This is a genomic window from Pseudoxanthomonas sp. YR558 (genome assembly GCF_900116385.1).
Classification (GTDB): domain Bacteria; phylum Pseudomonadota; class Gammaproteobacteria; order Xanthomonadales; family Xanthomonadaceae; genus Pseudoxanthomonas_A.
On the sequence record NZ_FPCI01000001.1, the window covers coordinates 543484 to 565136 of the forward strand.

Genomic DNA, 21653 nt, shown 5'->3' on the forward strand with positions numbered 1-21653 from the left:
CGGGGATGCCGCATCCTACCGCGCGCCGACCCTCAGGAACTGCACGACAGCATCGAACACCCCGCGCGATCGCGGGCCCAGTCCGGCCGGCGCTGCGCGAAACGTTCGCGACCGGGTTGGTCATCGTAGGGCCGGCGCATGACCTCGAGCAATTCGTGCACGCCGGACAGATCGCCGGTCTCCGCCGCATCGATTGCCTGCTGCGCCAGGTAATTGCGCAACACGTAGCGGGGATTGGCCAGACGCATCCGCTCGCGGCGCATCGCAGGATCCTGCGGATCGTCTTCGATCCGTCGCGCGTGCAAGGCGAGCCAGTCGCGCAACGCGGGCGCCACCGCCTCGCGTTTCGACGCATCGTAGAAGGCAGCATCGAACGCCGACAGCGACACGTCGCCCGGATCCGCATCCATCAGCGCACGGAAGAACAGCGTCATGTCGATCTCGCCTTGCTGCAGCAGGAGCTGCAACGCCTGCATGTGCTCGGTATCGCCATCGCGATGCGCCGCCAGGCCGAGCTTGCGCGCGGTGGTGTCGCGCTCCTCGCGCGCGTAGCCATCGGCGAACCGTTGCAGTCCATCCTGCAGGGCATCGACGCCATCGAACAATGGCGACAGCGCGTGGGCCAGGCGGGTCAGGTTCCACCCCGCCACGCGCGGCTGCCAGCCGAAGCGATAGCGACGGCCCTGCGCATCGGTGGTGTTCGGCGTCCAGTCCGGGTCGTAGTCGTCGATCCACCCATACGGCCCATAGTCGATCGTCAGGCCCAGCACCGACATGTTGTCGGTGTTCATCACGCCATGGACGAAGCCTACCCGCATCCAGTGCGCCACCATCACCGCTGTGCGTTCGCAGACCTCGGCGAACCACGCACCGTAGAGCGCTTCGCCCTCGCCCTCCAGGTGCGGGAAGTCGCGCCGGATGGTGAAATCCACCAGCATGCGCAGCACCTCGGTTTCGCCCCGCGACATGGGCAACTGGTAGTGACCGAAACGCAGGAAGGAAGGCGCCACCCGGCACACCACCGCACCAGGCTCGGCCACGGGGTGACCGTCGTAGAACATGTCGCGCACGACCTGTTCGCCGGTTCCCACCAGGCTGAGCGCGCGCGTCGTCGGCACGCCCAGGTGATGCATGGCCTCGCTGCAAAGGAACTCGCGGATGGACGAGCGCAGCACCGCGCGCCCGTCGGCGGTACGCGAATACGGCGTCGGCCCGGCGCCCTTGAGCTGCAGTTCCCAGCGCTGGCCATGGGCATTTACCACTTCGCCCAGCGTGATGGCACGTCCATCGCCCAGTTGCCCGGCCCACTGGCCGAACTGGTGGCCACCGTAGTTGCCCGCGTAAGGCTGCATGCCCGGCAGCAGCGCGTTGCCGCCGAAGACCCGGGCGAAGTCGGGCGATGCCACATCCGCTTCAGCGATACCCACGAGCGCGGCCACCTCGGGTGAATGCGCCAGCAGCACGGGCCCGGCGACCGGGGTGGGCGCTACCGCCGACCACAGCGCAGCGCGCACCTCGCGGCGATGCGGGGACTGCTCGGGATCGCCCGGCAGTTCGTCGACGTAGCGGTTGTCGAAGTGAAGCGCGTGCATCGCGCTCACGCGGCGTCGGCCGCGTCGTCCACCAGCGGCGTGAGGTCCGGATGCAGCGCGACGCGTTCGTCGAAGACGAAACAGGTGCCGTCGTAGCCGAAGCCGCCCACCTGCTCGAAATAGCCGAGGATGCCGTCATCCAGCTGCAGCACGTTGTCCATGCCATCGGCCTGCATCCACAACGCGGCCTTCTCGCAGCGGATACCGCCCGTGCAAAAACTCACCACCGTGGCGTCCTTCAACGCATCGCGATGAGGCTCCAGCGCAGCCGGCAAGTCGGTGAACTTGTCGATCGGCAAGCTCAGCGCGCCGGTGAAGGTGCCGTAGGCCACTTCCTGCGCATTGCGCGTATCCAGCATCACCACGCGACGTCCGGCGTCGTCATGGCCCTGCGCCAACCAGCGGGCCAGGGTGCGGGGTTCTACCGTGGGTGCACGCGCGTCTTCCGGCGTGGTGCCGGGACGGCGGAAGCTGATGATCTCCGGCTTCACCTTGACCTTGAGCCGCGCGAACGGCACCTGCGAACTGGTGCTGTATTTGATCCGCAAACCGGCGAAGCGCGGGTCTGCACGCAACGGCGCGAGGAACGCTTCGATGGCGTCGGCGGAGCCGGCAAGGAACAAGTTCACGCCCTCGCCCGCCACCAGCACCGAGCCTCGCAGCACCAGCGCTTCGGCGCGTTCGCGGATCTCGGCCGCGAAGGCCTCGGGGGCGTCGATGGGCGTGAAGTGGTAGGCGGCGATGTTGGTGACCATGCGGTGATTTTACCGTCCGTCGGCAGCCAGCCCCATCATTCAACCAAATGGTTGACAGTCCATGGGCAGCAACCAATACTCAACCACATGGTTGAACATGAATCCCCCCGGCTCGATGCCGTCTTCCACGCCCTCGCCGACGGCACCCGCCGGCGCATGCTGCGCAGCCTCGGTGGGCAGCCGCGCAGCGTGGGCGAACTGGCGGCTCCCTTCCATATCTCGCTCGCGGCGGCCTCCAAACACATCAAGGTGCTTGAGCGCGCCGGGCTGGTGACGCGACAGATCCGGGGGCGCACCCATCTTTGCCACCTGCAGCCCCAGGCGCTCGCTGAAGGCCAGGCGTGGCTGCGCCACTACGAGCAATTCTGGGGTGATCGCCTCGACGCACTCGACGCCGTCCTGCAGGCGGAGGCCGACGTGGCGACCCCCTCCACGAACCGGCGCAGGCAACAACCGTGAGCGCACCTCCTCCCCCCGACACGATCGACATCACCGTTCAGCGTCGCTTCTCCGCGCCAGCGGAGCGCGTGTTCGATGCCTGGCTTACGCCACGCCTGCTGGGCCAATGGATGTTCGGACCCGGCGTACGCGACGAGAAGGTGCTGCGACTGGATGTCGATCCGCGTGTCGGCGGTCGTTTCTCGATGCTGGTCGAACGTGATGGCACGCGCATCGATCATGTCGGCGAATATCTCGTGATCGATCGCCCGCATCGGCTGTCTTTCACCTGGGGCATCGCAGGCCAGTCGGACCAGGACGGCAGCCGCGTGGACATCGTCATCTCGCCTGTTCCAACCGGGTGCGTGCTCCACCTTGCCCACACGCTGCCGCGCGCCTGGGCCGACTACGCCCGCCGCACGCAACAAGGCTGGGCCCACATGCTCGAGGCGTTGCACGCGCTGTTCTGATCTCGTCGCAATACCCCTTACGACATCGGAGTTCACATGAACGACATCAATGCCCGTTTCGGCACGCTGGTTGCACCCAACACCTTGCGCTTGCAGCGTTCGCTACCCGGACCCATCGAACGCGTCTGGCACTACCTCACCGACAGCGAAGCGCGCGGACGCTGGCTGGCAAGTGGCCCGATGGACCTGCGCGTCGGCGGCGACGTAGCCCTGGTCTTCCGCCACGACGACCTCTCCGACGTGCAGGTGCCCACGCCCGAGCGCTACCGCACAGAGGACGGCTGCCATCGTCAGTCCGGACGCATCACCGCATGCGAACCGCCGCGGCTGCTGGCGCACACCTGGGGCGAAGCGGATGGCACCTCGTCGGAAGTGCGCTTCGACCTGGAGCCGCAAGGCGAGCGTGTGCTGTTGACCATCACGCACAGCCGCCTGCCCGATCGCGATGCGCTGCTCAGCGTCTCCGCAGGCTGGCATGCGCACATCGGCATCCTGATCGATCACCTGGAAGGCCGCGCGCCCGCCAATTTCTGGACCTCGCACGAGGCACTGGAAGCCGACTACGCGCAGCGCCTGCCGCGCGATGCCGCGACCTGAGACTCAGAGCAGCAGCCAGGGCAAGGCCAACGTCACCGCGACGATGAACAGCATCGCCGCGAGAATGCCGGCCACGTAGAGCGGGCGTTCGCGCAGTAGTCCGCCGAAGGTGTCCGCGCGCCCTTCGCGCTCGGCGGCGGCGCGTTCGGACCGTGCGTGGTCGCGCCGTTGCGCCTGGTAGCCGGCCATCAGGACTTTCGCACGCGCCAACTGGTCGGCGTCCTCGATCCACAAACCGCCCGCGGAAATGCCCCACGGGCTCGCCTGCGTTTCGTAGAAGTCGATCGCGTTCGACCGCAGCAGGTCGCGCACCTCATCGGCTTCATCGGCCGGCACGTTGCGCAGGTTGAGGAAGAGTTTCGCCATAGCGACAGTGTAGCCGGTCAGCTTCCGGCGCATCCGCGTGGGTTACCCTGCACGCCCCCGTATTCCAGGATGATCGATGCGCTCCCTGTTGCTCGCTGTTTCGCTGACCCTCGTTGCTGCCTGCGCTCCGTCAGGCCCGCCGCCCGGTGGCAGCGTCGCCGAACTCCAGCGTCTGGACAGCCAGGCGGGCACCGGTACCGTCGCGACCAGCGGCAGCGATGTCACGGTGCACTACACCGGCTGGCTGTACGACGAGAACGCGCCGGACAAGCACGGGATGAAGTTCGACAGCTCGGTGGATCGCGGCGAACCTTTCACCTTCCTGCTTGGTGCGGGCCAGGTGATCCGCGGATGGGATGAAGGCGTCGCCGGCATGAAGGTGGGCGGCAAGCGCACCCTGCTGATCCCGTCGGACCTCGGTTACGGCACCAGTGGCGCGGGCGGCGTGATTCCGCCCGGCGCCTCGTTGGTGTTCGACGTCGAACTGCTCGACGTCAAACCGCACGATTGATCCCTCACTCCTTGCCTTCCGCGACCGGCGCCAGCCGCAGGTCGTGGAAATCGAAGCTGAAATCCGTCAGCGGCGAGATCGCTTCCATCCGCGCTTCGCGGATGCCGCCATCGGGCTTCAGCGAGAAGGTCAGGAAGGCATCGGCGTTGAGCCAACGCTCGCGCCAGCGCACCACGAAGGTGTCGTGCTGCCAGGGCTGGAGGTCACCGACCAGCTCTGGCGTGCGGCTGAAGCGCAACACTAGCCCCTTGCCCTCCTGGGCCACGGTGACGTCGCCGTACCAGGGGTCGCGCAAGGTGCCGGTGTACTTCGCTAGCGGCAGCGACGGTTTCGACGTCGCATCACGCGCGGCCTGCAGCTTCTGCCAGTGTTCGTCGGCGTTGTCATTGGCTTGCGCCACCTGCGCCTGGTAGGCGGCCAGCCAGTCGGTGCCGCTATTAGCAAGGTAGGCGTCCAGTACCTTCAGGGTGATCGCGTGGAACGCGGCGCCCACTTCCTGGTTCGTCAGCACCACCACGCCGAGCTTCTGTTCCGGCACCAGCGTCACCCGCGAGACCATGCCCGGCCAGCCACCGGTGTGCCACACCAGCTTGCGGCCCTGGAAGTCGGACACCATCCAGCCTTCGCCGTAACCGAGGAAATTCGGCTTCGCGGCCTTCAGCGCTTCCACCTTGGGCTCGGAAATCGGAATCGGCGTGACCAGCGACCACATCGCCTTCTGTCGTGCAGGCGTGAACAGCGCTTGCTCGCGACCGTTCGCATCGCGGTAGGTGCCGCCAGCCAGTTGCGCGTTCATCCAGCGCGCCATGTCCGACACGCTGGAATACACGCCGCCCGCGCCGGCCACGTTCTTCCACGTCATCCGCGGCGCGGGCTGCAGCGTGGTGAAGTCGGCCTTGGCATGGCCGGTGGCGACGTTGTCACCCGCCTTCAGCGCATCGCTGTTGTAGCGGGTCTCGCGCATGCCCAGCGGCTGAAAGATGCGCGTGCGCAGGAAATGCTCATAGGACTGGCCGCTGGCCTCTTCGACCACCAGCTGCGCGATGCCGTAGAGGATGTTGTCGTAGGCATAACGCTCGCGGAAGCCACCGGTCAGCGGGACGTCGCGCAGGCGCTCGGCCACTTCGCGGTTGCTGTACGTGGTGGTGGGCCAGTACAGCAGGTCACCGGCGCCCAGGCCGAGCCCGCTACGGTGGACGAGCAGATCGCGGATGCGCATCTCGCGGGTCACGTACGGGTCCGCCATGCGGAACCACGGCAGGTGGTCGATCACACGATCGTCCAGCGAGAGCTTGCCTTCGTCGGCCAGCATCGACAGCGACGCCGAGGTGAACGCCTTCGTGTTGGACGCGATGGCGAACATCGTGTGCGCGTCGACCTTCGCCGGCTTGCCGAGCTCGCGCTCTCCCCACCCTTTCGCCAAGACCACTTCGCCGTCCTTCACCACCGCGACCGCGATACCGGGCACGTCGAACGCCTGGCGCACGGATTCGACATACGCGTCAAGGTCCTGCAACGCGGGCGGTGGCGCTGCGTCCTTCGCAACGGCTGCAGGCGCGGCCAGGCACAGCAACAACAGGGCGCGGCGCAGGGCCGCGGGCGACGTCAGAGGCATCAGGCATTCCCGTTCGAACATTCAGCGCGACGATACCGCAGCCAACGCGCCTGCCGGGAGTGCTGATCGGGCACGGCATACTATGTAGATGCCTTCGCCGAGCCCCGACACCCCGCATTCGCCATCCACCGTCGCCATCATCGGCGGCGGCCCCGCCGGCCTGATGGCCGCCGAAACATTGCGCGCCGCAGGGCTGCAGGTCGATCTGTACGACGCGAAGGGCTCCGTGGGAAGGAAGTTCCTGATCGCCGGCAAAGGCGGCATGAACCTCACCCACTCCGATCCTTTCGATGTCTTCGTCACGCGCTATGGCGAACGCGCGAATGACGTCGCCACGTGGCTTCGCGATTTCGACGCGGATGCGCTCCGTGCCTGGGCACGCGGACTCGGCGTGGAGACGTTCGTGGGGACGTCAGGCCGCGTGTTCCCTACCGACCTCAAGGCCGCGCCGCTGCTGCGCGGCTGGGTGCGACGCCTGCGCGAACAGGGTGTGCGCTTTCATGTGTCGCATCGCTGGTACGGCTGGGACGAGGCCGGCGCGTTGCGCTTCGCCACGCCGGAAGGCGACCTCCGCGTACGGCCCGATGCGGTCTTGCTCGCGATGGGCGGCGGCAGCTGGCCGGAACTGGGCTCGGACGGCGCCTGGGTCGAGGCATTGCAAGCGCGTGGGGTCGAGACCGCGCCACTGCAGCCGTCCAACTGTGGTTTCGACATCGGCTGGAGCGAGCATCTGGCCACGCGTTTCGCCGGCGAACCCCTGAAGCCCGTCACCGCGCACTGGCATGCCGCTGACGGCACACCACAGCAACGACAGGGCGAGTGTGTGGTTACCGCCACGGGCATCGAAGGCAGTCTGGTCTACGCACTGTCGCCGATGCTGCGCGACGACATCGCACGCGAGGGTCACGCCACGTTGGTACTGGATCTCCTACCCGGGCGCGAGGAGCACGACCTGGTGCGCCGGTTGGCCAAGCCCCGGGGCTCGCGGAGCCTGAGCGAACACCTGCGCCGCGAAGCCGGGGTCAGCGGCGTGCGTGCCGCGCTACTTTATGAAGTGCTCGACAAGACGGCGTTGGCTGATCCGGCACGCATCGCGCGTACCTTGAAGCGGTTTCCGTTCCGCCTGCAGCGCGCGCGCCCCATCGAGGAAGCGATCAGCAGCGCGGGTGGCCTGCCGCTGGAAGCACTCGACGAAGGCCTGATGCTGCGCGGACTGCCCGGCGTGTTCGCCGCCGGCGAAATGCTCGACTGGGAAGCACCCACCGGCGGCTACCTGCTGACGGCGTGCTTCGCCAGCGGCCGCCAGGCCGCGCTGGGTGTGGTCGACTGGCTGGCGCAACGCAACGCCTGATTGGTCGTCCGCAGGGGCTGCGGCGCGCACCCCGGGAAGTGCGTGCCGCAGCGGCTGCGGAACGTGGGCGCACGATACGCGAGCCGTTGTTGAAGTCCGGTTAGCGTTTCAAAGCAGTTTTATTACAGACATTTACGGCCGGATGTGCATGCTGTGCCTGAGGCGGCTGAATGCTCATTCAGACTCGTCAGTGACGGTCTGTTTTCCCTCACCCTCGCGTCGCGCCTTGGCGGCCACATACATGTTGTCGACCAGGTTGGGGTAGCGCCGACCCGCGGCTTCGGCGCGGGCGCGCGCTTCTTCCACCTGGGCCGGCGTGAGCTTGAGGCCGCCGCCGCGCCTCTTCGGTGCGGGACGCTGCCACGGGCCAGGCTTGCGCGTCGCCATCGGTCAGACCGCCGCGGTCACCACGATCTCGATCAGCCATCCCGGACGCGCCAGATTCGCCTGCACCGTCGCGCGCGGGGGCGCATTGCCCTCCGGCACCCATGCGTCCCACACACGGTTCATCGCTTCGAAGTCCTGCAGGTCCTTGATGAAGATCTCCGCCCGCAGGATCTTCGCCTTGTCGCTGCCCGCACGCGCCAGCAACGCGTCGATCTCGGCGAGCACCTGCTGGGTCTGCCCGGCGATGCCTTGTGTGGCGTCTTCCGCCACCTGCCCTGCCAGGTAGATCACGCCGTTGTGGATGGCCATTTCGGAGAGGCGTGCGCCGACGTCGAACCGCTGGATCATGAGGGAATCTCCTGTGTGATTACCCGAAGCTTAGCGCCGCGCACGGCGGGCGGCACGCCAGAGCCACGTACCCGCCAACAGCATCGCGGAGACGATCAGCGCGATCAGCAGTTTCTGCACCCAACCCTTTCCGGCCGGCGCCCACAGCGCGTGCACCCACAACAAGGCGAAGCACGCGAGCGACCAGGCCGCGGCCAGCGGGAAATACGGCCGCCAGGCCGCATCGAGACGGAAGCGCCACGCCTGCAGCACCATGCCCGCGGTGACGCTCAGGAACGCCGTGATCGCACAGGTGTGGTGGAACCAGACGTGGAATTCCGGCGCAATCGCGGGCAACCAGGAATCGCCGACCGCCACGCCAGCGAGCGCGACAGCGCCCAGGGCGAACAGCAATACCGGAGCGCCGCTCCGCGCCTGCGGTGTCAGCTGGGCGCGCAGGCCCAACGCCAGCAGCACGATGGTGGCCGCCAGCAGGCAATAGGCCGACCGCAATAGCAGACCGTAAGGTCCGCTCAGATATTGGCTCAGGGTGGCTTGGGGCCAGGCCAGATCGTGGCGAACGACCTGCAGCGCCCCCGCCACCAGCAGGAACAAGACCGCTCCGGTGATCGCCAGCATCGCCGTCAGTCGGATCGTACGGGTCTGCGAGGTGGAAGCGGTCGGCGCGGCAGCGGGCATGACGGAACCTTGGCGGGTGTCGAACCGATTATCCGCCAGGGCTCAAGTTCGCCGGATGCAGGCCGTTGTCGTGGGCAGAAGTCCGTGGCGTGCCCGCCGTCACGGTTTGACCTACACTCCATCCTCTCCCGGGGTACCGGGGGACTGGCCGCCACGAGCGAGGGGACTCCACGCGCCAATGCCGTTCGACGTATCGCCATCCGGCGCCCACCCGGCGCGCCACCACGCCCAGCGCCTGCCACGCCGGATCTACCGGCTGCGCATGCTGGGCATGGGCTTGGCCGCCCTCCCCGTCGGCGCCGTGCTGCTGGAGAACGGGGCGGGCTGGGGCCTGTGGGCGTGGTTGGGTTTCACCGCCCTGCTATGGCCGCAAGTGGCCTACGGTCTGGCGCTGCGGCACCGCGAACCCTTCCGTGGCGAAATCCGCAACCTGCTCTTCGATTCGATGCTCGCCGGCATGTGGGTGCCATTGATGGCGTTCAACCTGCTGCCGAGCGTACTGCTCGTGACACTGGCCACCGTGGACAAGATCAGCACCGGCATCGATCGCCTCTGGTACTGGTCGCTGCCGCTGATGCTGGCGGGCGCGCTGCTGGCCGGTGCGCTCACCGGCTTCGAGATGCGCCCCGTCACCAGCATGCCGGTGATGCTGGCGTGCCTGCCGATGCTGTTGATCCACTCGATTGCGGTCAGCCAGGCCAGCTACCGGTTGGTGCGCAAGGTGAAGCGGCAGAACCGCCTGCTGGACGAACTCAGCCGGCGCGACACCCTCAGTGGGCTGGACAGCCGTGGCCATTGGCAGGAACAGGCATCGATGCTGCTCGCGCAATGCGCCGAGACCGGCGAGCAGGCCACGCTGATGATGATCGACATCGATCACTTCAAGACCATCAACGATCGTCACGGCCACGCGGCCGGCGACGATGTGCTGCGTGCCGTCGCCGGCGTGATCCGCCACAGCATCCGCACACTGGACTGCGCAGGCCGGCTGGGCGGCGACGAGTTCGCGGTATTGCTGCGCGGCAGCGACCTGGTCGCCGCCGAGAACGTGGCGCAGCGTATCCGCGAGGGTGTGGAAGCGCTCCGCCTGCAGAGCGCGCCCGGCCTGCACCCGACGGTCAGCCTCGGGCTGGCGCGGGCGGATGCCCCCTCCGCCGGACTGCGCGTCTGGCTGGAAGCGGCCGACCGCGCGCTCTATCGGGCCAAGAGCAATGGCCGCAACCAGTGGGCCATCCACGAAGGGCTGCATACGGCCACTGTCACGCCCTGACGCGTCGTCAGGGTTTCCGTCGATCCGTGTTTACGCGGACCGCCGCTCGGGCGGTCCGGCCGTCAGGCGCCGATGTGGTGTTCGGCGCGGCCTTCGCGCGTGGGCAGTTCCAGCACGTTGCTGGCTTCGCGCGCGTGCTCCTGCGTGGGCTCGTAGACGCACACGCGGTTGCGGCCCTGGTGCTTGGCACGGTACAGCTGCTTGTCGGCGTGCGAGAGCAGCTTGGCCAGGCTGTAGCCGGATTGCATGCTGGAGGTCACGCCGAAACTGCCCGTGATGGCGAACACGTGCCCGGTCTCGCGGGTGTCGATCTGGGCCAGGCGCACGCGGCAATCCTCAGCCACGCGCGCGGCGGCGCGCAGGTCGCAGCCGTACATCAGGATGGCGAACTCTTCGCCGCCCAGGCGGCCGATCACGTCGATGCGCCTGCAGAAGCCCTTGCTGGCTTCGGAGACTTCCTTCAGCGCCCAGTCGCCGGTGCCATGGCCGAAGCGGTCGTTGATGTTCTTGAAGTGGTCCAGGTCGAACATGATCAGCGCAGCCTGCTCGCCGTTGCGCGCGCATTCGGCCAGCGCGCGTTCGGCGCGGATGGTGAAGTGGTGGCGGTTGCAGATGCCGGTCAGGGCGTCGGTCTCGGCCATCTTCTTCAACGACAGCTGCACGCGCTTGATCTTGAACGCCCAGTAGCCGATGGACGCGACCAGCACGATCAGCAGGATCACGATCAGCCGCGTGTTCTGCGCCGCCTGCTGGTCGACCTTGCGCTGCAGCTGCAGCACCTGGTTCTGCTGGTCGAGCAGGCTGATCTGCTGGGTCTTCTGCAGGGTTTCCTGGCGCACGATCTGGTAAGCCAGTTCGCGCGCCTTCACTTCATTGAGGTAGGCCTTGTCGGCCTCGGCGTAGCTTTGATAAGCCACCAGTGCCCCTTTGGTATCGCCATTGCGTTCCGCAATGTCGTAAAGCGTCCTGTAGGCCTTTACCAGAGGGAGCGTGCTGGTGACACCCGCGCTTTGGCTCAATACGCCACGCGCATAATTCTCGGCGGCGGAGAGATCGCCCTTCTCCAGCGTTTGCTCGGCGAGGAACGCCTTCGCCTCTGCCACCAGGTGCGGATATTTGGCTCGTTCGATCTCGCCCAGATGCTTTTCGATCAGATCGATCGCACGCTGCGTTTCCCCCGCCTCCACCCACTTCCTGGCCAGCGCGATACGGATGAAGTTCGCTGCCGCGAATTCCTTCTGCTTGTTGCAATGCTCGATCGCGCCATGGATGGTCGCATCGTCGGCGGGCAGGAGCCCCAGGAACTGGCGACTCTCGATCTGCACCTGGGATGCAAGACAGCGTGTCCGACCATCGGGCACGTCCCTCAGGATGCGATCGGCATAGTCCAGCGCCTGTCGATACTGCCCGATCTGCTGGTTGAGCACTGCCGCCACACCCAGCCCCTGATGGCGAATTTCCTTGGAGCGCGCCGCAGGAAGCCGCTGCATGGCTTTTTCGAGCTGGCGGAGGCCTTCGGTGAACTGCCGGTTCAGCGCATAGGCGTTGACCGTAAGCAGGGTCGCGCGCAAGGCAAGATCAGCGTCCTTGGTCGATTCGCCCAACGCTTTCGCCACCGTGATGCCGGCTTCTGCTTTTCCTTCGAAGATCAGACCGTACGCCTTCAGGTAGGCGATACGGTCTTTCTGCGCTTCGTCCGCGGAATCGACCTGGGCTTCGAGTTGCCCGAGCAGCCGCTGGAAGGACTTCGGATCGGAACTGCGGGCGGTCTCCGCCTTCGCGATAAGCGCGTCAAGCGATCCGGCCGCATATGCAGGCCCGATCGAGATCGACACCAGCAAAGCGCCCAGCAGCCAGTAACCCTTCCATTGCGCAGACATAGCTCTACTCCCTTGATCTACTGCCCTCGACGGAAGCTCACTCTTCCGGCGGGTTGTCTTCCACGGGTACGTCACCTTCCAGGGGCTGATCGTCTTCCTTGGCCGGTTGCTGATCAGGCGCCCAGATCATGCACATCATCTTGCTTCGTCCGCCCAACAGGTCCGAGATCGCGGTGCTGTCCCTGCCCCGGAGGGCTGTGGCTTCCGGCTCGTCGATCCCGAGGGCGTCGATGGCGGCGTTGTAGTCCGCTGCGGTCATGTGGCGGGCCGACGAATTCTGACCGATAGATTCGATGAAACGGATAACTGCTGACACGACTCCCCCTGGGCAAAAATGGTGTTGAACGGCCCCTGCTCCCCAAGCAAACGGGCTCGTTTGCGGAAGATAACCTCTTTTCAGGCCACTCTCTAGCGGTTTTTCAGTGGGGAAGAGGGCCTAATCAGCCAACTCCGCCAACCGGGAGACGACCTCGCGATTCAGCTCCATCGGTCTTGAAGGGGGGACCACGAGGGTCGTCTGGCCGCTCAGCTGCGCGCCAACCAGCTCCTTCAGCGGGAACCGCTCCATGCGAGGACGGGCGAACGGCAGCGTGGCTGCTTCGTACGCGGTGACGACGTGGTCCCCGGGGTAGTCCCTAGAAAGGATGTCCACGAGGATTTCACGCTGGGCACGGCCCGTGCTGAGGCGTGCCAGCGTCGGATCGCCCGCCACGCCCACCTGCCACAGGACCAGGACAGCCGTGGGATCCACGATGCGGCGATAGGCCATGAACTGGCTTGCTTCGTAGTGCTGGCAGCCATAGGTTCCGGGGTCGATCCCGAGGTCCGCGTACAGACAGTCTTCCGCGGATACCGCAGCTTCCATGACCGCGTCGAACCCTTCGGAACGGGCCTGCTCGATCGCACGATGGGGCACGCATGCGAACACGCCAGGGTGCCCATAGAAGGCGCCGCAGACCCGCTCCCCCGCACGGACCCGCTCCAACATGGCGTGGACCATTTCAGCGTAGGAATCGCTGCGCGGCTTTCCTTCCGAATAATAGGGTTGCAGGCTGCGGACATCCGAGTGCATCTGCTGCACCCATAGCTCCACCAACGGGTCAGAGGCCGCCACGAACACCACGTCGGCTTCCTCGATGAAACTCCTCGCACGCGGCGCGAGATGCGCCCCCAGCGTCATGCCCAGGCCGACGCACGCCAAACTACCCGACTTCATTACTGCTTCCCCTGATTCAGACCACTGACACCGACATCTCCTGATCGCGGCGCCATCCCAGCCACTCGTGCGGCATGGGCGTCCCCTCGATACGCTTGAAGCCCGACTGCTCCATCACACGCTGCCAGCCCATGTTGCCGTTCCGCTGGCGCGATTCGATGGCCGGCAGTCCCAACCTGTCGAAACCATACTCCACCATCGCGTCCAGGACGCGACGCCCGATGCCCCGCCGCTGCCATGCCGGCAGCAGCATGATGCCGATTTCCGCGCAGGGACCGGTCGTCATGAGGAGCGAGATGCCGATGCCGGCCTCCTCGCCGGGCACGACGACCGTCCACATCCGATAGGTTGTATCTGCGGCTGAGGCCAGCTCGATCGCCCTGGAGAATCGCGAGCGCGCCGTGACGACATCCAGCGGATCGCCTACGTGTCGCATCGCCTCAGGCGATGCGTGCACCTGGACGTAGAGCGCCTCATCAGCCCGGGCAAGTGCACGCAGGTACACGCCATCCCCCGCCAGGTCCGGCGTCGTCATCCTGGTGAGCGCGGCATCGGCGCGCATGCCTCCGCACCGTGCAGCACGCTGGGAAAGCGACGGACCACCCCGCCCTTCGATGCCTCCGTTCCCGTTCGCTTCATCCCGCGTGTCCCCGCGCCCACCGCACGATCGCCTCCATCGCCATCGCGCCACTCTGCCGGGCGATCTCGCGGCCGCCCTGGAGCAGCACCATCGTCGGGATGCTGCGGATACCGAAGCGGTTGCCCAGCCCCGGGCACGCTTCGGTGTCGACCTTGGCCAGGCGGACCGCCGGTTCAAGCAAGCCCGCCGCCTGCTGGAAATGCGGGGCCATCTGCAGGCAGGGGCCGCACCAGGGCGCCCAAAAATCGACCAGCAACGGCAGCGTGCTGCGCAGTGCATGTCGGTCGAAGTCCGCCTCGCCCAGCGCCAGTGGCAGACCGGTGAACAAGGGGTGGTGGCAGCGCCCGCAGTTCGGTGCCTCTGCCAGGCGCGCCGGCGGCACACGGTTCATCGCCGCACAGTGCGGACAGGCGATCAGGTGGACGTCGGCGCTCATGCCGGCATCCTACCGTCCGTGCGTCCGGCGCGTCACCGCACGACGTGCCAGACCACCTGGCGCCCGGCCAGATAGACCACCTTGCGCCCGTCGAACACCGCCATCTGCTCCAGCTTGACCTGCACGTTCTGCCCGCCCCACTCCGGGACGCGCGCCTTCACGTTGCCTTCGATGGCGTAGACGGTATCGGCATGCAGCGGCCAATCCCCCTGCCCCACGGTGGGCCCCTGGTTGTCCCACATACCGATCGTCGGCCCGGGCGCGTGGCCCACGAAACCCACCGGGTGCGAATAGGTCGCCGCCCGCAGCCCCTGCCGGGTCGCTTCGCGCTGCGTCGCCGCCAGGATCTCGTTGCCCGTGCGGCCGGCGATGAACTGGGTCGTCAGCGCGTCCTGCCAGCGGTTGCCCTGGGCCAGCGCGACACGCAGCCCGGCGGGTGCCTCCGTTTCACCGGCGCGCACCACGTAGGCCATTTCCTGCGTGTCGGTACACAGCTTGAGGTAGCACAGACCCACGTCGGTGTGCAGTACGTCGCCAGGCTGGATGACGCCTTCCTCGCCGCAGAACGGCGCATCGTCCGCGCAGGCCGTTCCGGCGCGCTGGAAGTTGACGTCCGGCATGAACCAGGGCGCCAGCCCCAGCGACTCGAAACGCTCGCGGATGTACCACGCCACGTCGTCCGTGGTGGTGACGCCGGGGGTGATGACCTGGCTGGAAAACGCCTCGGCGACCACGCCGCGTGCGAGCGACACGATATGCGGATACGCCGCGAGTTCCCCAGGGCTACGGGTTTCCATCCAGCGCACGACCAGCGCTTCAGCCGGCACGAGCCGATCCTGCAGCGCGGCCGGCAGCACCGAGCGCAGACGCTCATGCAGCGCATGCGTCAGGCCATCGGCAATCGCCCACTCGCCGGAGACATTGATGCCGATCCTGCGTGGATCCCGCGTGGCGATCAGTGCACCCAGCGCTTCCCACTGCGTCTTGAGGTCGCCGCCCGACCACGCCGTCTCGTAGGGCGCACCGAACGGATAGCGGTTGATGGAGAGCCGCTGCACGCTGCCATCGGGTTGCCGGTGGAAGACCAGCATCGTCGTGCGCCGCGCCGCATGTGCCGGCTGCGGCACAAGGGTGAAGTACACCGGGTCTTCGGCATATTCCCGCGCGATCACCACCCACATGTCGAGGTCGGCCTCCTTCATCAAACGAGGCAGCAGCGTGTCGAGCCGCTCGCGGAGCATGCGGTTCTCCGGCTCCACCCGCTCTCGCGGCGACAGCACCGCCCCGACGGTGATTCCGTCCCGACCCTGGTCAGGCACCGATGCCGCATGGGAGACCGGCGCCAGGCCGGCCAGCATCAGGAACAGGAGGATGGCGGCGCGCATGCGGGAGCTTCCGGCAAAAGGGCCATGACGCTAGCCGCCCCGCCACGATCGCGTCAACGCAGCCGGACGGTCCATGCCGCACTGCGATGCAGGACTACACTCGTGCCGCGCGGACGCGTCCCGATGCGGGACCCGGAGGTGGGTGATGTGGACGAAGTGGCTAGGTACCCTGCTGCTGGCGTCGTTGGCCCTGTCGGCGCTCGCCCAGCCTGTCGGTCCCCCTGCCCCCAACGATGTGTTGGCGATCCCGGAGCCGCTTCGACAGCAATTCCGGGAACAGGTTCTGGACCACACCCGGCAGCCGAACGCCCGTCTGGAGCGGCTGGTGGATTTCCTGTTCAGTCCCCAGGGCTTGGGTATGCGTTACGAACCCGACGCCAACCACACCGTGGCCGAGGCCTACGCCACGCGCCAGGCGAACTGCATGAGCTTCACCCTGCTGACGGTGGCGCTGGCGCGGGAAGCCGGACTGACGGCGTATGCGCAGCAAGTCGACGAAACCCTGGCCTGGCGCCAGGACCACAACACGCTCTACCGCAGCCAGCACGTCAACGCCGGCGTGCGCATCCGCGAAAGGCGTTTCACCGTCGACGTGGCCTGGAACGAAGTCATCACCCGCGAACCACCCGAACCGGTCCGTGACGACCGCATGATCGCCCACTACTACAACAACCGCGCGGCGCAGCTACTGGAACAGGGCGCGCTGGATAATGCGCTCCGCCATGCCGAGATCGCGCTGAAGCTGGATCCCGGCTATGCGACCAGCTGGAGCAACACCGGCGTCCTTTACCTGCGCAATGGCGATCACGCGCGCGCCGAGCAGGCGTACCTGCATGCCCTCAAACTCGATCACGACAATGCCGGTGCGTTGTTCAACCTGGTGACGTTCTACCTGCGGGCGGGCAACGCCGATGCCGCGAGGCCGTTGCAGAAGCGCCTGGACGACGTGCAGGCGCGCGACCCGTTCCATCATTTCCTGCTCGCTGCCGGGTTTGAGCGCGACGGCGACTTGGAACGCGCGGCGGAACACTACCGCAAGGCCATCCACCTGTATGACGGCGAACACCGTTTCCACTTCGGCCTGGCGCGCGTCTACTTCCAGCAGGGCGATCACCATCGCGCCAGCCGTGAGTTGGCGCGCGCGCGCGAACTCAGCCAGGGCGATACCCGTGCGCTCTACCAGGCCAAGCTGGATACGCTGCGCAGACAGGGCCACTGAGCCGGGTTCGGGATCGCAGGACCACGCTCGCTGCGCGGCCCCGCGAAGTGCCGTCACTTCAACTTCAACTCGCGGATCAGTTGGCTACCGAGGATCTGGCGCATCTTGCCGCGATCGGCGAACGCCGTGTTCGCTTGCGCGGTGTTCTGTCCGGTGACCTTGCTGGACACGGCTTCCGATCGGTCCCGCAAGCCATCGAAGGCGGCCATGTTGGGATAGACCACGGTCAGGTAGAGGTCGGGATCCTCCGGACGCCGCGGATCGGCGGAATAGATCGTGTAGCCGAGGATGATGCCTGCGTCCTTCTGCGCATCCATGACGCGCTTGTACTGGGTCTGCAGGTGCTTCATGTAGTTGTCGAATTGGCCGTCCTTGATCTTGACCGCCGTGACTTCCATGACCGGCCCCTCGGTGTAGCTGCGATCCTGCGCAGACAGCGGGAATGACAGCGCGCACAGCAACAGCGCCCACAGCATCGGCAAGCGTCTCATGTCGGTGTCCTCGTTCAAGGCTGCCCGGAGGATTCCGGGTGTCCTCCCGAACGCAACCAGACGCGCGCAGCCGGCCACGCGAAGACGCCATCGTCGTGTCGGACCGACAGACGTAGCCGCAGGCAACCCTGTATTACAGATTCTCCGTACCGACAGGCGTGGAGGGTCCGCCTACTCCGCCAGCGACCACTCGCCGAGGCGCGTGTAGTCCGCCTCGCCTTCGACGCTCTGCAGCAGATGGATCGCCTGCGGATGCAGCACCATCGGCAGCACGTCCACCGGCGCGGTACGCGGAGGCACGTAGGCCAGGGTCAGGTGTGGGACGAAGCTGCGGCCCACATGCTGTTTGAAGCCCGCGCGCAGCAGGCGCTGCTGCAGGCTGCGCCAGAACGCCACCACCGACGCCGAGGGCTGCAGGGCGGCGAGCGTCAGCGCCGGGTTCTTCGGGTTGCCCAGGCACAGCAGGTGGTCGAGGGTGATGCCCACCGGTTCCGGCTGCCAGTCGCGCATGGCCTCGTGCGCCGCGGCCACCATGTCGTCGCGCGGTCCGTCGCTTTCGCCGAGGAAATGCAGGGTCAAGTGGTAGCGTTCCGGCCGCACCCAGCGCGCCTGCGGGAACGCCGCCTTGAGGTCCTCGGCCCGATGCCGGAGCGCCTCGCCTTCGCCGGGCGATGGCACCAGGGCGAAGAACAGGCGGTGCAGCCGGCCCGGTTGCGGGCCGCCGAACAGATCGCCTTGTTGGGAGGGCGCGGGTGTGGCGGGCATGACGCGAAAGGCACGGGAACGACGACGATGCCGCGCATCATCGGCGCGATGGCCATGTCGTGCAAGCCGCGGCGGACGGTGGGACGCACGCGTCCCACCGTCCCGCCCTCACCGCATCACCAGATCCGCACGCGGTCCTGCGGCGCGATGTACAGCGGATCGCCCGGCTTGATACCGAACGCGTCGTACCAGGCATCGATGTTGCGCAGCGGTGCGAAGGACCGGATGTGGCCCGGCGAATGCGTGCCGTTGACCAACTGCTGGCGCAGGGCATCGTCGCGCCACAGGGTGCGCCAGATCTGCCCCCAACCCATGAAGAAGCGCTGGTCGCCCGTGAAGCCGTCGACCACCGGCGCCGGCTTGCCGCCAAGCGAACGCCGGTAGGCCTCCAGCGCGATCGTCAGGCCACCCAGGTCGCCGATGTTCTCGCCCATCGCCACACGCCCGTTGATGTGCATGCCCGGCAGCGGCGCAAAGGTGTACGCCTCGTACTGGGCGCCGAGTTTGGCGGCCTGCACTTCGAACTTGGCCGCGTCATCGGCGGTCCACCAGTCGCGCAGCACGCCCTTGCCGTCGGACTTGCGGCCCTGGTCGTCGAAACCGTGGATGATCTCGTGGCCGATCACGCCGCCGATGGCACCGTAGTTCACGGCCGGATCGGCGTCCGGATCGAAGAAGGGCGGCTGCAGGATGGCGGCCGGGAACACGATCTCGTTCTTCACCGAGTTGTAGTACGCATTGACCGTCTGCGGGGTCATGCCCCACTCGCCTTTGTCCACGGACTGACCGATCCGCGCGCGGCGGTACTCCCACTCGAACTGGGCAGCGCGCTGCGCGTTGCCGAACAGGTCGCCGTTCTTCACCACCAGCGCGCTGTAGTCGCGGTACGTGTCCGGATGCCCGATCTTCAGGCCGAAGCCGGCCAGCTTGGCATGCGCCTCGGCCTTGGTCGCCGGGCTCATCCACGCCAGCGTATCCAGGCGCGCGCCCATGGCCGCCTTCACGTTGGCGACCAGCGCATCCATCTTGGCCTTGGCCTCAGGCGGGAAGTACAGCGCCACATAGTCGCGACCGATCGCCTCGCCCATGGCCGACTCGGCGAAGGACACGCCGCGCTTCCAGCGTTCGCGCTGCTGCGGCTGTCCGGACAGGAACTTGTCGCGGAATTCGTACTGCGCCACCGAGAAGTCCTTCGACAGCAGCGACGCGGCGTTGTCGGCGGCGTGGAAGGCCTGCCAGGCCTGCAGCGTGGCGAGGTCCGTGTCGGCGAAGATGGCCGCGATCTTCGGGATCGCGCTGTCCTGGCGGATCACCGCCCGGCCTGCGCCCTCGACACCGGCAGCCTTGAAGAAAGACGCCCACGGGAACCCCGGTGATGTCGTGGCGAAGTCCGCCATCACCATCGGGTTGTAGGTCTTGTCGCGATTGCGGCTTTCCGCGCGCGTCCAGTGCGCGTCGGCGATGCGAGTCTCCAGCGCCAGGATGGCCTTCGCGTTTGCCTGCGGCTTGTCCCAGCCCGCGAGCTGCAGCATCTGCGCGATGTAGGCTTCGTAGCGTTCGCGTTGCGGCTTGAAGTTGTCGCGCAGGTACATCTCGCGATCGCCCAGGCCCAGGCCGCCCTGGCTGAGGTAGAGCGTGTAACGGTCGGGGTCCTTCTGGTCGTCGCTGACACCGAGGTTGAAGAAGCTGTCGTAGAAACCGCCGCGCTGACCCATCAGCGCCGCCACGGCCTGCTTGTCCTTCGCCGCGCGGATACCGTCCAGCACCGGCTGCAGCGGCTTCGCGCCGAGCGCGTCGATCTTCGCTTCGTCCATGAAACCCCGGTAGAGCGCGGCGATCTTCGCCGCGTCGCCGCCCGTCGCAGGGTCGCCCAGCGCATACCCTTCCACCAGCACGCGCAGGCGCGCCTCGGAGAGGTCGCGCAGAATCGCGAAACCACCGTAGCTGGAACGGTCGGCCGGGATTTCGGTCGTATCCGCCCAAGTGCCGCTGACGTAACGGAAGAAGTCGTCGCCCGGCTTGGCAGTACGGTCCATGCCGGCGGTGTCGAGGCCCCAGGCCCCGAAGCGGCGCGCCGCAATGCCGGTACCCGAGGAACCCGTGTCGCCGCCGTCCTCGAACAGGGACTGCAGAGTGCATCCCTCGTCGAGGCAGCCGGTGTCGGCGTCGTGTGCGGCGAGCGGGCCACTCAGGGCGAGGGCCAGTAGGGTCGCGCTGGCCAGCAGGGTCTTCTTCAAAGCGGAGCTCCGGGACGGTCGCGCATGCGCGCGGGCCCGACAGGGTAACGGCTCCGTCCGCGGCGGGACCGTGCCAGAGGTTGGCCGCGTCAGCCCTGCAGCGACTTCTCGAACCAATGGTCCGCGTACGGGTTGTCGTTGTAGGCGGGTATTTCCTGGTAGCCGTTGCGCGCATAAAGCGCTCGCGCTTCGACCAGCGTGCGGTTGGTATCCAGGCGCAAGCGCCCGAGCCCGAACGCGCGGGCGTGCCCTTCCAGCGCATCGAGCAAACGCTGCGCCACGCCGAGGCCGCGCGCGTCCGACGCGACCCACATGCGCTTGATCTCGCCGGTGTCCTCGCCCGTCACTTTCAAACCGCCGCATCCGATCGCCACGCCATCCAGCCAACCCAGCAGGAACACACCTTGCGGCGGCACCAACTCGTGCGGGTTGGCCGAGACGCTGCGTGCGGCGTCGAAGCCTGTCTCGAAACGGGCATCGAGCTCATCGAGATAGGCGCGGATGCACGCCTGCGCCTCCGCACTCGCCGGATCCGCCACCCGGATCTCCACCGCGGAGGCGCGCAGCAGGGCCTCCACTTCGTCCATCGCCGCCAGCATGCGCGCGCGTTGCCGTTCCGACAGCGGCGTCAACAGGGCATCGGCCAGCGCCTGCGAATCGCGGTCGAGTGCGTCCACTTCTCGACGACCTTTCGCCGTCAGCACCACGCGACGCGCACGGGCATCGGCGGGGGACGCTTGCACCCGGATCAGGCCCTGGGCTTCCAGCGCGCGCAGCAACCGGCTGGCATAGCCCGAGTCGAGCGCCAGGCGCGCACGCAAATCGCGGACGTCGGCCCCCTCGCGCCCCACTTCGAACAGCAGGCGCGATTCGGCCAGCGGCCGGCCGTGCCCGAGGTAATCGTCGGTCAGCACGCCGATGCGGCGGGTGACAGTGCGATTGAAACGGCGCAGGCGCGTGGTGTCGTCCATTATCTGACTTTAGTCAGATAAATATCCGAGGTCAA

Annotated in this window: 24 protein-coding genes; 7 read left to right on the forward strand and 17 right to left on the reverse strand. The window is 67.1% G+C overall.

Features of this window, described 5'->3' with window-relative positions; all coding sequences use genetic code 11:
- Positions 1-32: 32 nt before the first annotated feature.
- Positions 33-1592, reverse strand: coding sequence for a protein adenylyltransferase SelO (locus BM365_RS02445; RefSeq protein WP_093489405.1), 1560 nt, complete (start codon positions 1590-1592; stop codon positions 33-35).
- 5 nt (positions 1593-1597) lie between these two features.
- The gene (locus BM365_RS02450; protein ID WP_093486272.1) at positions 1598-2347 is read right to left on the reverse strand and encodes a sulfurtransferase; all 750 of its coding nucleotides are present in this window, start codon (positions 2345-2347) and stop codon (positions 1598-1600) included.
- Positions 2348-2434: 87 nt separating this feature from the next.
- Here BM365_RS02450 and BM365_RS02455 point away from each other — a divergent pair, with 87 nt between their 5' ends.
- Genes BM365_RS02455 through BM365_RS02465 form a run of 3 tightly spaced genes read left to right on the forward strand, consistent with a single transcriptional unit; the run spans position 2435 to position 3852 of the window.
- Complete coding sequence (locus BM365_RS02455) at positions 2435-2806, forward strand: ArsR/SmtB family transcription factor (RefSeq protein WP_093486274.1); 372 nt, start codon at positions 2435-2437, stop codon at positions 2804-2806.
- Positions 2803-3255: an SRPBCC family protein gene (locus BM365_RS02460; RefSeq protein ID WP_093486276.1), complete on the forward strand. Its 453-nt coding sequence runs from the start codon at positions 2803-2805 to the stop codon at positions 3253-3255. The genes BM365_RS02455 and BM365_RS02460 overlap by 4 nt, the downstream gene beginning before the upstream one ends.
- Positions 3256-3291: 36 nt before the next feature.
- Entirely contained in the window at positions 3292-3852 is a 561-nt protein-coding gene (locus BM365_RS02465; protein ID WP_093486278.1) for an SRPBCC family protein, read from the forward strand.
- Between the two features lie 3 nt (positions 3853-3855).
- Here BM365_RS02465 and BM365_RS02470 read toward each other — a convergent pair whose 3' ends face one another.
- Entirely contained in the window at positions 3856-4218 is a 363-nt protein-coding gene (locus BM365_RS02470) for a DUF6164 family protein (RefSeq protein WP_093489407.1), read from the reverse strand.
- A gap of 76 nt (positions 4219-4294) precedes the next feature.
- On the opposite strand from BM365_RS02470, the gene BM365_RS02475 reads away from it, so the two are divergent.
- Positions 4295-4729: an FKBP-type peptidyl-prolyl cis-trans isomerase gene (locus BM365_RS02475; RefSeq protein WP_093486280.1), complete on the forward strand. Its 435-nt coding sequence runs from the start codon at positions 4295-4297 to the stop codon at positions 4727-4729.
- 4 nt (positions 4730-4733) lie between these two features.
- Here the strand turns inward: BM365_RS02475 and BM365_RS02480 are convergent, their stop codons facing one another.
- On the reverse strand, positions 4734-6344 hold the full coding sequence (locus BM365_RS02480) for a serine hydrolase (RefSeq protein ID WP_233210777.1): 1611 nt from the start codon (positions 6342-6344) through the stop codon (positions 4734-4736).
- Between the two features lie 88 nt (positions 6345-6432).
- Between BM365_RS02480 and BM365_RS02485 the strand changes: the two genes are divergently transcribed.
- Positions 6433-7695, forward strand: a complete 1263-nt coding sequence (locus tag BM365_RS02485) for a TIGR03862 family flavoprotein (protein WP_093486285.1) — start codon at positions 6433-6435, stop codon at positions 7693-7695.
- A 174-nt stretch (positions 7696-7869) separates the two neighbouring features.
- Here the strand turns inward: BM365_RS02485 and BM365_RS02490 are convergent, their stop codons facing one another.
- From BM365_RS02490 to BM365_RS02500, 3 genes are read right to left on the reverse strand one after another with little or no spacing between them, the layout of a single operon-like run.
- Positions 7870-8082: a hypothetical protein gene (locus tag BM365_RS02490; RefSeq protein WP_093486287.1), complete on the reverse strand. Its 213-nt coding sequence runs from the start codon at positions 8080-8082 to the stop codon at positions 7870-7872.
- A 3-nt stretch (positions 8083-8085) separates the two neighbouring features.
- Entirely contained in the window at positions 8086-8430 is a 345-nt protein-coding gene (locus BM365_RS02495) for a RidA family protein (protein WP_093486289.1), read from the reverse strand.
- Between the two features lie 30 nt (positions 8431-8460).
- Positions 8461-9108 (reverse strand): DUF998 domain-containing protein, encoded by a 648-nt coding sequence (locus BM365_RS02500; protein ID WP_093486291.1) that lies wholly within the window; start codon positions 9106-9108, stop codon positions 8461-8463.
- 178 nt (positions 9109-9286) lie between these two features.
- Between BM365_RS02500 and BM365_RS02505 the strand changes: the two genes are divergently transcribed.
- Positions 9287-10378: a diguanylate cyclase gene (locus tag BM365_RS02505; RefSeq protein WP_093486293.1), complete on the forward strand. Its 1092-nt coding sequence runs from the start codon at positions 9287-9289 to the stop codon at positions 10376-10378.
- A gap of 62 nt (positions 10379-10440) precedes the next feature.
- On the opposite strand, the gene BM365_RS02510 is transcribed toward BM365_RS02505, so the two are convergent.
- The 6 genes from BM365_RS02510 to BM365_RS02535 form a co-directional block, all read right to left on the reverse strand.
- Positions 10441-12258: a sensor domain-containing diguanylate cyclase gene (locus tag BM365_RS02510; RefSeq protein WP_093486295.1), complete on the reverse strand. Its 1818-nt coding sequence runs from the start codon at positions 12256-12258 to the stop codon at positions 10441-10443.
- Positions 12259-12295: 37 nt separating this feature from the next.
- Positions 12296-12517 carry a hypothetical protein gene (locus tag BM365_RS02515; RefSeq protein WP_093486297.1) on the reverse strand — a complete coding sequence of 74 codons (222 nt, stop codon included), beginning with the start codon at positions 12515-12517 and terminating at the stop codon, positions 12296-12298.
- A gap of 177 nt (positions 12518-12694) precedes the next feature.
- Positions 12695-13474 carry an SAM-dependent methyltransferase gene (locus tag BM365_RS02520; RefSeq protein WP_093486299.1) on the reverse strand — a complete coding sequence of 260 codons (780 nt, stop codon included), beginning with the start codon at positions 13472-13474 and terminating at the stop codon, positions 12695-12697.
- A 16-nt stretch (positions 13475-13490) separates the two neighbouring features.
- Entirely contained in the window at positions 13491-14036 is a 546-nt protein-coding gene (locus BM365_RS02525) for a GNAT family N-acetyltransferase (protein ID WP_093486301.1), read from the reverse strand.
- A 73-nt stretch (positions 14037-14109) separates the two neighbouring features.
- On the reverse strand, positions 14110-14550 hold the full coding sequence (gene trxC / locus BM365_RS02530; protein WP_093486303.1) for a thioredoxin TrxC: 441 nt from the start codon (positions 14548-14550) through the stop codon (positions 14110-14112).
- Positions 14551-14582: 32 nt separating this feature from the next.
- On the reverse strand, positions 14583-15935 hold the full coding sequence (locus BM365_RS02535) for a M24 family metallopeptidase (RefSeq protein ID WP_093486305.1): 1353 nt from the start codon (positions 15933-15935) through the stop codon (positions 14583-14585).
- Between the two features lie 145 nt (positions 15936-16080).
- Between BM365_RS02535 and BM365_RS02540 the strand changes: the two genes are divergently transcribed.
- Positions 16081-17154, forward strand: a complete 1074-nt coding sequence (locus tag BM365_RS02540) for a tetratricopeptide repeat protein (RefSeq protein ID WP_158253459.1) — start codon at positions 16081-16083, stop codon at positions 17152-17154.
- 53 nt (positions 17155-17207) lie between these two features.
- Here the strand turns inward: BM365_RS02540 and BM365_RS02545 are convergent, their stop codons facing one another.
- From BM365_RS02545 to BM365_RS02560, 4 genes are all read right to left on the reverse strand, one after another.
- Positions 17208-17645 (reverse strand): hypothetical protein, encoded by a 438-nt coding sequence (locus tag BM365_RS02545; protein WP_139227285.1) that lies wholly within the window; start codon positions 17643-17645, stop codon positions 17208-17210.
- A 171-nt stretch (positions 17646-17816) separates the two neighbouring features.
- Positions 17817-18410, reverse strand: coding sequence for an RNA 2',3'-cyclic phosphodiesterase (thpR, locus tag BM365_RS02550; protein ID WP_093486311.1), 594 nt, complete (start codon positions 18408-18410; stop codon positions 17817-17819).
- Positions 18411-18526: 116 nt separating this feature from the next.
- A complete protein-coding gene (locus BM365_RS02555) occupies positions 18527-20647 on the reverse strand; it encodes a M13 family metallopeptidase (RefSeq protein ID WP_093486313.1) in 2121 nt (706 codons plus the stop codon).
- A gap of 89 nt (positions 20648-20736) precedes the next feature.
- Positions 20737-21618, reverse strand: coding sequence for a bifunctional helix-turn-helix transcriptional regulator/GNAT family N-acetyltransferase (locus tag BM365_RS02560; protein ID WP_093486315.1), 882 nt, complete (start codon positions 21616-21618; stop codon positions 20737-20739).
- Positions 21619-21653: the final 35 nt, after the last annotated feature.